Source organism: Streptomyces sp. NTH33 (assembly GCF_003236365.1).
Lineage (GTDB): Bacteria > Actinomycetota > Actinomycetes > Streptomycetales > Streptomycetaceae > Streptomyces.
Genome location: NZ_POTZ01000348.1, coordinates 1 through 7,423, shown reverse-complemented (window position 1 = coordinate 7,423; position 7,423 = coordinate 1). Strand labels below are relative to the sequence as shown.

General features: G+C 71.6%; 3 protein-coding genes and 1 pseudogene. 2 read left to right on the top strand and 2 right to left on the bottom strand.

Features of this window, described 5'->3' with window-relative positions; translation table 11 throughout:
- The first annotated feature begins 4 nt into the window (after window positions 1-4).
- Entirely contained in the window at window positions 5-2,620 is a 2,616-nt protein-coding gene (glgB, locus tag C1I97_RS26795) for a 1,4-alpha-glucan branching enzyme (RefSeq protein ID WP_111005725.1), read from the top strand.
- Window positions 2,621-2,651: 31 nt separating this feature from the next.
- Here glgB and C1I97_RS26790 read toward each other — a convergent pair whose 3' ends face one another.
- Together C1I97_RS26790 and C1I97_RS26785 are read right to left on the bottom strand one after the other, a co-directional pair.
- The gene (locus tag C1I97_RS26790) at window positions 2,652-4,928 is read right to left on the bottom strand and encodes a HelD family protein (RefSeq protein WP_111005724.1); all 2,277 of its coding nucleotides are present in this window, start codon (window positions 4,926-4,928) and stop codon (window positions 2,652-2,654) included.
- 237 nt (window positions 4,929-5,165) lie between these two features.
- On the bottom strand, window positions 5,166-6,548 hold the full coding sequence (locus C1I97_RS26785) for a cation:dicarboxylate symporter family transporter (protein WP_111005723.1): 1,383 nt from the start codon (window positions 6,546-6,548) through the stop codon (window positions 5,166-5,168).
- A 150-nt stretch (window positions 6,549-6,698) separates the two neighbouring features.
- Between C1I97_RS26785 and C1I97_RS26780 the strand changes: the two are divergent.
- Window positions 6,699-7,423: pseudogene (locus C1I97_RS26780) on the top strand (histidine kinase); the annotation flags it as partial.

The window sequence follows — 7,423 nt, the reverse complement described above, 5'->3', positions numbered from 1 at the left end:
TCCCGTGACCCCCCGCCCCCCGTCCAGCGGTTCGGATCCGAAGAAGACGACCGAGGCCGCCGCTGCCGAGCAGCCGGCGGCCGTGAAGAAGAGCGCCGCACGGAAGACGGCGAAGAAGGCGGCCCCGCCGGAGAAGGCCGCGGCCAAGAAGGCGCCCGCGAAGAAGACAGCCGCGAAAAAGGCCACGGCCAAGAAGGCGGTGGCCAAGAAGACGGCCACGAAGACGACTGCCACGGCGAAGACGGCGACGAAAGCGACGGCCGCGAAGGCCGCCGCGAAGAAGGCCGCCAAGAAGGCACCGGCGAAGAAGGCCCCGACGAAGGCTGCGGCGAAGAAGACGACGGCGAAGGCACCGGCCATCCCGGAGCCGCCGGTCACGCCCGTGGCGCCCGGGCCCGCCGCCGCGCCCCCGGTGGAACCCGTCCCCGGGATCGACCTCGTCCCCGTCGGGGCCGCCGACCGGGAGCGGCTGCTCAGCGGTACGCACCACGATCCGCACTCCGTGCTCGGGGCGCACCCCGTGCCCGGCGGGGTCGCCTTCCGTGCGCTGAGGCCGTACGCGCTCGGCGTCACCGCGGTCGCCGGGGAGCGGCGGACCGAGCTGAACGACGACGGGGACGGGTTCTTCTCGGGCCTGCTGCCACTGCGGGACGTACCGGAGTACCGGCTGGAGGTGGCGTACGAGGGGACGGTGCAGCACACCGCGGACGCCTACTCCTTCCTGCCCACGCTCGGCGAGCTGGACCTGTACCTGATCGGCGAGGGCCGGCACGAGCAGCTGTGGCAGGCGCTCGGGGCGCACCCGATGACGCTCCGGGGCGTGAGCGGCACCCGGTTCGCGGTGTGGGCGCCCAACGCCCGGGGGGTGCGGGTGGCCGGCACCTTCAACTTCTGGGACGGGACCGGGTATCCGATGCGCTCGCTCGGCTCCACGGGTGTGTGGGAGCTGTTCGTGCCCGGCATCGGCGAGGGCGAGCTGTACAAGTTCGAGATCACCCGGCCGGACGGCTCGAAGACGCTGCGCGCCGACCCGCTGGCCCGCCGTACCGAGGCACCGCCGGCCACCTCGTCCGTCGTCCACGCCTCGCACCACGAGTGGGGCGACGAGGAGTGGATGGCCCGCCGGGCCGAGCGGCCTGCGCACGAGGCACCGTTCTCGGTGTACGAGGTCCATCTGCCGTCCTGGCGACCCGGCCTGACGTACCGCCAGCTCGCCGAGCAGCTCCCGGCGTACGTCGAGGAGCTCGGCTTCACCCACGTGGAGCTGATGCCCGTCGCCGAGCACCCCTTCGGCGGCTCCTGGGGCTACCAGGTCACCGGCTTCTACGCGCCCACCGCGCGCCTGGGCACCCCGGACGACTTCAAGTACCTGGTCGACGCCCTGCACCAGGCGGGCATCGGGGTCCTGATGGACTGGGTGCCGGCGCACTTCCCCCGGGACGAATGGGCGCTGGCCGAGTTCGACGGGCGCCCGCTGTACGAGCACTCCGATCCGCTGCGGGCCGCGCACCCGGACTGGGGCACCCTGGAGTTCGACTTCGGCCGCCGCGAGGTGCGCAACTTCCTCGTCGCCAACGCCCTGTACTGGTGCGAGGAGTTCCACATCGACGGCCTGCGCGTGGACGCGGTCGCCTCCATGCTCTACCTGGACTACTCGCGCGAGCCGGGCCAGTGGACGCCGAACGAGCACGGCGGCCGGGAGAACCTGGACGCGGTGGCGTTCCTGCAGGAGATGAACGCCACCGTGTACCGCGAGGTGCCGGGCGTGGTCACCGTCGCGGAGGAGTCGACGGCCTGGGACGGCGTCACCCGGGCCACCCACCACCGGGGCCCGAGCGGTTTCGGCGGCCTGGGCTTCGGGCTGAAGTGGAACATGGGCTGGATGCACGACTCGCTGCAGTACATGAGCCACGATCCCGTCCACCGCAAGTACCACCACGGCGAGATGACGTTCTCGATGGTGTACGCCTACAGCGAGAACTACGTCCTGCCGATCTCCCACGACGAGGTGGTGCACGGCAAGGGCTCGCTGGTGTCGAAGATGCCCGGCGACTGGTGGCAGCAGCGCGCCAACCTGCGCGCCTACCTGGGCTTCATGTGGTCCCATCCGGGCAAGCAACTCCTCTTCATGGGCCAGGAGTTCGCGCAGGGCTCGGAGTGGTCCGAGGTCCGCGGCCCCGACTGGTGGCTGCTCGACCCGGCGTACGGCGCTCAGGCCGACCACCGGGGCGTGCGGGACCTGGTCCGCGACCTCAACGCCGTCTACCGCGCCACCCCCGCCCTGTGGACGCGGGACGTCCACCCGGACGGCTTCCAGTGGGTCACCGGGGACGCGGCGGAGGACAACGTCCTCGCCTTCCTGCGCTACGACGCCGACGGCACCCCGCTGCTCGCGGTGTCCCACTTCGCCCCGGTCGTCCGCCCCGACTACCGCATCGGCGTCCCCGACGACGTGCCCGCCTGGGTGGAGGTCCTCAACACCGACGCGGCCCGCTACGGCGGCAGCGACGTCGTCCACCCGGACCCGGTCAAGCCGGAGCCGCAGGGGCGGCACGGCCGGCCGGCGAGCATCCGGCTGACCCTGCCGCCGCTGGCGACGGTGTGGCTGCGGCCGGCCTGACCGGCCCGCCCGGACCGGGCTCGGGCCGGGCTCAGGCCGGACTCGGGCCAGGGCTCAGGCCGGACTCGGGCCGGACTCGGGCCAGGGCGTCCGCCAGGGCCTTCGGCAACTCGCCGGTGTGCAGCACACCGAGCCGCTGCGTGGCCCGGGTCAGGGCCACGTACAGGTCGCTCGTGCCGTAGCGTCCCGGTTCGACCACCAGGACGGAGTCGAACTCCAGGCCCTTGGCCTGGCGCGGGTCGAGCAGCACGACCCTCTGGGTGAGGTCGGGCTCGGCGCCGGCCGTGACCCCGTCCAGCCGGGCGGCCAGGCGGCGGTGCAGGTCGCGCGGAGCGATCACCGCGAGCCGGCCCTCGGACGGGGTGAGTTCGGCGACGGCCTTCTCCAGCGCGCCGGGCAGGTCGTCGGTGGCGCGGGCCCAGGGCCGTACGCCCGTGGAGCGGACCGAGCCGGGCGGCTCGAAGCCGGGGTGCTCGGCGCGGACCACGGCCGCCGCGACGTCCATGATCTCGGCGGGGGTGCGGTAGTTGACGCCCAGGCGGGTGTGCTCCCAGCGGTCCTCGACGTACGGCCGGAGGATGTCCGCCCAGGCGCCGACGCCTGCCGCCTCCGAAGTCTGCGCGGGGTCGCCGACCAGGGTCATGGAGCGGGTGGGGCTGCGCCGCATCAGCAGCCGCCACGCCATCGGTGACAGCTCCTGCGCCTCGTCGACGATGATGTGCCCGAACGCCCAGGTGCGGTCGGCCGCCGCGCGCTCGGCGGCGCTGCGGTGGTCGTCCTCCTCCTGCCGTTCGGCGAACCGCTCGGCGTCGATGATGTCGTGCGCGGACAGCACCTCCGAAGCGTCGGGGTCACCGTCCTCCTTGTCCTCGAACTCGTAGGTCCGGGAGGCGTACGACACGTCCAGCACGCCCTGGGCGTAGGCGACCTGGGTCTCGCGTTCGCGTGCGGCGCGGGCGCGGGCCAGGCGGTCGTCCTCGCCGAGCAGTTCGGCGGCCTCGTCGAGCAGGGGGACGTCCGCCACGGTCCAGGCCCGGGTCACCGGGCGGCGGATCGCGGCCGCGTCCTCGTCGCTCAGGTATCCCTCCGGGTCGGCCAGGAAGTCCGCGACCAGCCGCTGCGGGGTCAGCCGCGGCCACAGCTGGTCGATGGCCGACCAGACCTCGGGGTTCTCGGCGAGTTCGTCGCGGATCTGGGTGATGTCGCTGGGGTCGAGGAGGTTGGAGCCGTCGTAGGGGTCGGTGCCGATGCGCTCGGCGACCATGTCGGTGAGCGTGTTGAGGATGTGGCCCTCGAAGTACTCGCGGGCCGCGTTGTGCGGCAGCTTCGCGGCGCGGGTGCGTTCGCGGGCGACGTTCACCAGGCCGTCGTCGAGCATCAGGACCTCGCGGTCGTGCTCGATGGCGATCACCGGGTCGGGCAGCGCCTGCCGGTCCCGTACGACGGTGGCGAGCACGTCGGCCATGCCGGCGCGGCCCTTGACGGCGGCGGCCTCGGGGGTGTCGGTGGCCGTCGCCCTCACACCGGGGAACAGCTCTCCGACGGTGGCCAGCAGCACGCCGGTCTCGCCGAGGGAGGGCAGCACCTCGCCGATGTAGCCGAGGAAGGCCGGGTTGGGGCCGACGATGAGGACCGCGCGCCTGGCCAGCAGCTCGCGGTGCTCGTACAGCAGGTAGGCCGCCCGGTGCAGGGCGACCGCGGTCTTGCCGGTGCCCGGTCCGCCCTCGACCACCAGCACTCCGCGGTGCGGGGCGCGGATGATGCGGTCCTGGTCGGCCTGGATGGTCCGCACGATGTCGCCCATACGGCCGGTGCGCGCGGAGTTGAGCGCGGCCAGCAGGACGGCGTCGCCGGTGGGGTCCTCGTGGCCGGTGCGGGTGGTGTCGCCGAGGTCGAGGATCTCGTCGTGCAGGGCGCTGACCCGGCGGCCCTCGGTGGAGATGTGCCGGCGGCGGCGCAGGCCCATCGGGGTGTGGCCGGTGGCCAGGTAGAACGGGCGGGCGACGTCGGCCCGCCAGTCGATCAGGACCGGCGTGCGGTCGGCGTCGTCGGCGCGCAGGCCGATACGGCCGATGTGATGGCTGTCGCCGCCCGTGAGATCGATCCGGCCGAAGCAGAGCGAGCCGTCCACGGCGTTCAGCGCGGCCAGCAGCCCCGACCGCTCGGCGACGAGGATGTCCCGCTCCAGCCTGGCCTGCATGGGCGTGTCGCCCTGCGCGAGCGCGTCCGCGACGGAGGCCTCGGCGTCACCGCGCAGCGCGTCCACGCGCGCGTACAGTCCGTCGATGAATTCCTGTTCCTGCCGCAATTCACCGTCTGGAAAATCGGTGTTTGACAATTCGGCTCCCGCCCGGATATACTTCGGTCAGTGAACTTCTTCGCGACCCATTCCACTTGAAGTCGCGAATCACCGAATATACGCAAAGAAATCCCCCGGGTGCAATTTCCCCGGGGGATTTCTTCTGCCATGGGGCGGGTCACAGCACGCCGGGCGCCCGGCCCCGGTTCAGGCGGGGCCGGGCGTCCGGAGCAGGGCGGGCCGGGGTCAGGCCTTGGCGAGTTCCTTCTCGCGCTCGTCGGGCAGCTCGGCCGGGGTTCCGGCGTCGTCGGAGTCGTCGAGCAGGGTCTTCTCGTCGAAGGGCAGCTCGCCGGCGAGCACCCGCCGCACCCGGTCCTTGTCGACCTCGCCGGTCCAGGTGCCGATCAGCAGGGTGGCGACCGCGTTGCCCGCGAAGTTGGTCAGGGCGCGGGCCTCGCTCATGAAGCGGTCGATGCCGACGATCAGGCCGACGCCGTCGACCAGGGCGGGCTTGTGGGACTGCAGGGCACCGGCGAGGGTGGCCAGGCCGGCGCCGGTGACACCGGCCGCGCCCTTCGAGGCGATCATCATGAACAGCAGCAGGGTGATCTGCTGGCCGACGGACAGCGGCTGGCCCATCGCGTCGGCGATGAACAGCGAGGCCATGGTCAGGTAGATCATCGTGCCGTCGAGGTTGAAGGAGTAGCCGGTCGGCACGGTGATGCCGACGACCGGACGGCTCACGCCCAGGTGCTCCATCTTGGCGATGAGCCGGGGCAGGGCGGACTCGGACGACGACGTCGACACGATCAGCAGGAACTCACGGCCCAGGTACTTCAGCAGGTGGAAGATGTTGACCCCGGTCACGATCCGGGTCAGCGCGCCCAGCACCACGATCACGAACAGCACGCAGGTGACGTAGAAGCCGAGCATGATCGTGGCGAGTGCCTTCAGGGCGTCGATGCCCGTCTCGCCGACGACGGCGGCGATGGCGCCGAAGGCGCCGATGGGGGCGGCCCACATGATCATGGCGAGGACGCGGAAGACCAGCCGCTGGATGTGCTCCACCCCGCGCAGGATCGGCTCGCCCTTGCGGCCCATGGCCTGCAGCGCGAACCCGACGAGCAGGGCGACCAGCAGGGTCTGCAGCACCTGGCCCTGGGTGAACGCCGACACCAGCGTGGTCGGGATGATGCCGAGCACGAAGTCGACCGGGCCCTCGCTGCCGGCCTGGGCCTGCGCCTGGCCGACGCCCTTCACCGTCTCGGTCAGGTGCATGCCGCTGCCCGGGTGGATGATGTTGCCGACCACGAGTCCGATGGCCAGCGCGACGAACGACATCGCGATGAAGTAGGCGAGCGCGAGTCCGCCGACCTTGCCGACCTTCGCGGCCTTGCGCACCGAACCGACGCCCAGCACGATCGTGCAGAAGATGATCGGCGAGATCATCATCTTGATCAGGTTCACGAAGCCGGTGCCGATCGGCTTGAGCTCCTTGGCGAGGTCCGGCGCGGCGAACCCGACGGCGATTCCCAGGAGCGCCGCGGCGATCACGGCTATGTACAGATAGTGGGTGCGGTCCCGCTTGGCTGCGGGTGCGGCAGGTGCCGTATCGGCTGCGCTGCTCACGGCTGCCCTCCTTGACGACGTCATCGGCATCACCGGCGTGCGGCTCACGTCCGGGTTTCAGGGGAATGACGTGACTATCTCGTCTCGTGTGAGGGCGGTCACCCTTCCGTTCATTTAGTTCACGCCACGGCGGAGAGGCAGACTTGCGGCATGCGCATACCCGCCCTTCCGAGACCTCGCAGCCTGGCGGGTCAGCTGTTCGCGATGCAGGCGGTGCTGCTCGCGCTCGTCGTGGCCGGATATGCGCTGTTCACGTACGTCAACGGCCACAGCCAGGCCGAGGACGCGGCCCGCCGTCAGGCCACGGCGGTGGCCCGCTCGATCGCCGACGCGCCGTCGGTCCGGACGGCGATCCACACCTTTGACCCCTCGGCGGAGCTCCAGCCGTACGCGCTGAGGGTCCAGAAGGACACCGGGGTCGACTTCGTCACGATCATGACTCCCGGGGGCATCCGCTGGACGCACCCGGACCCGGACCAGATCGGCAGGCCCTTCCTCGGCAACATCGCCCGTGCCCTGCGCGGCGAGACCTTCACCGAGACCTACACGGGCACCCTCGGCCCGTCCGTCCGCGCGGTCACGCCCGTCAAGGAGGACGGGCGCGTGATCGGGCTGGTCAGCGCCGGCATCAAGGTGGAGGCGATCAGCGAGCGGGTGCGGGAGCAGGTCGCCGCGCTGTTCTCGGTCGCCGCCGGGGTGCTCGCGCTCGGCGCGATCGGTACGTACGTCATCAACGCCCAGCTGCGCCGGCACACCCACGGCATGAACGCGACCGAGCTCAGCCGGATGTACGACTACCACCAGGCCGCGCTGCACGCGGTGCGGGAGGGACTGCTGATGCTGGACGCGCAGCACCGGGTGGCGTTGATCAACGA